This is a genomic window from bacterium (genome assembly GCA_004299235.1).
Taxonomy (GTDB): domain Bacteria; phylum Chloroflexota; class Dormibacteria; order Dormibacterales; family Dormibacteraceae; genus SCQL01.
This window is the reverse complement of the sequence record SCQL01000061.1, coordinates 1-1753: the sequence shown is the minus strand read 5'-3', so window position 1 is coordinate 1753 and position 1753 is coordinate 1. Positions and strand designations below refer to the sequence as shown.

Genomic DNA, 1753 nt, shown 5'->3' with positions numbered 1-1753 from the left:
ACGGGAGAGAGAGAGGGAGCCAAGACGCACGGCAGCAGAGTCGAAGTTGTTGAACGTCGGTTCGAGGTTGTAGGGGTTCAAGTTGTTGTATGTGCCGGTGGAGATACCGCACGAGAGGGCGCGGATCTGTTCACGGGCAAGGTCAGGGAGGAGATCGTCGGTGGAGGGGGAGGGAAAGGGGAAACTCGCGGTGTTGGCGCCCATGGCGACGGCGATGGCGAGTGCTTCGCGCACCATCGACTTGTCGGTGTACGAGCCGAGGGGTCCGTAGTCTTGGCCCTGCGAGACGAGGAGTCAGCGGGAGGAGGAGGCGGATCTGCAGGGTGCGAACGAACCTGGCACAGCCAGAAGATGTCTGTCGCGCGCAAGGTCAGCGCGTAGCAGACAGAAGAGCGTGAGAGCGAACGCACTGGGACCGACGATGGTGAACGGCGACCCGTTGAGTGTCAACTGGTTCGAGCGGTAGACCTTGGTAACGAACGTCGTAGGTTTCGGGAGCGTCCCAGTCCCCGTAATCATGCTCGTGGCGATGTAAGGCGGTGCGCAGGTCGTAGGCGTCGTCGTCGTCGCCGCAACATGCGCGCGAGTCGTCCCCGTCGTGTACTGTCCAGGCGGAGGAGTCGTCTGGCTTCCGGACGAGGTCGACGAGGTCTTTGTCGCCGCGGGAGTGGCCGAAGAGGTACTCAGAGCGTACGCGGGCGTCGTAGTCGGGATGAACGTCTCGCGCCCAGGCGGATACCGCTTCTCGATCTTGGCCGCCGCCGACGCATCGTGGTGTCGCTTCTGCCTCACCTGCTGGTCCCGCACGTCGTGCGCGTGTCCGAGTTGAGCGAACAGCGCTGAGCAGGCGAGCAGGGTCGCTGTGAAGCGCATCTTTGACGAGGTTGTTTGCCGAGAGAAGAGGGCGCGTCTGGGACGCGATCGAGGAGGTAGGAAGGAAGGAAGGAAGGCAGTGTCGGGGGACGAGTCAAGCGAGTGTGCGTGTATGAAGGAGCGAACAGGCAAGCCAGGGAGAGAAACCAGCGACGAGGACGAGCGCGACGGCGAGAGAGGATTGCTTCACGTCCGGGAGCGCCGGGGTTCCGCGCGCACGCACGACGCGATCAATCTCGCTCGCGTGCGCAGTTTGCTGGAATGCACGTCGAGAGCACCGGAAGCGACGTCAAGCGCGACGTCGGCTGCGAGGGGGCGGCGCCAGAAGGCCAGCAGGCTGCGTCGTGAGAGGCCGGCGCAGCAGGATGAGGAGGAGAAGGAGGGTGTCAAGGCGGTCTCGCAGGGCGGCTCACTCGACTGCAGTGCGTCGTCCGTGAGGCTATTGACGACGTTTGGCGTCGACTGGTACGCAGCAGAAGCCGTACAGCGACAGCGAGGTCGACGTTGCTCGATGGACTGACCTCCTGTCCGGACTCCGCTCAACACGCCTCTCCTCCTCACCGACGACTCTGCCGTGCGCTTGTTCGTGTGTGTGATGTTCTCTGGGTCGTAGAGCCCCGTCGTGTAGATCCTCCTGCTGGTCGATGAGCGAGGTGCGCTGCGGCGGTCGAGATGCTCCCGCTCCTTCCGCCCGCGAGTTCGCTGCAACTCGACAGTCACCTGCGCCCGCCGACTGCTGTCACTTGCACTCGCACACAGAGCAGAGCTACAAACTCTCAGGCAGAGTCACTCGAACTCGCTCAGGCCAACCCGCGCCTCGCCAGCTCTCTCTCTCTCTCTCGCGGTCACTTCCCACCCACCGCCCTCCCCGACACCCGAC

At 63.9% G+C, this 1753-nt stretch carries 2 protein-coding genes; one reads left to right on the top strand and one right to left on the bottom strand.

What is annotated here, in order from left to right:
* A partial coding sequence (locus EPN29_13945; GenBank protein TAN31171.1) for a hypothetical protein occupies positions 1-234 on the bottom strand: 234 nt, incomplete at its 3' end.
* A gap of 628 nt (positions 235-862) precedes the next feature.
* On the opposite strand from EPN29_13945, the gene EPN29_13940 reads away from it, so the two are divergent.
* Complete coding sequence (locus EPN29_13940) at positions 863-1393, top strand: hypothetical protein (protein ID TAN31170.1); 531 nt, start codon at positions 863-865, stop codon at positions 1391-1393.
* The last annotated feature ends 360 nt before the right edge of the window (positions 1394-1753 follow it).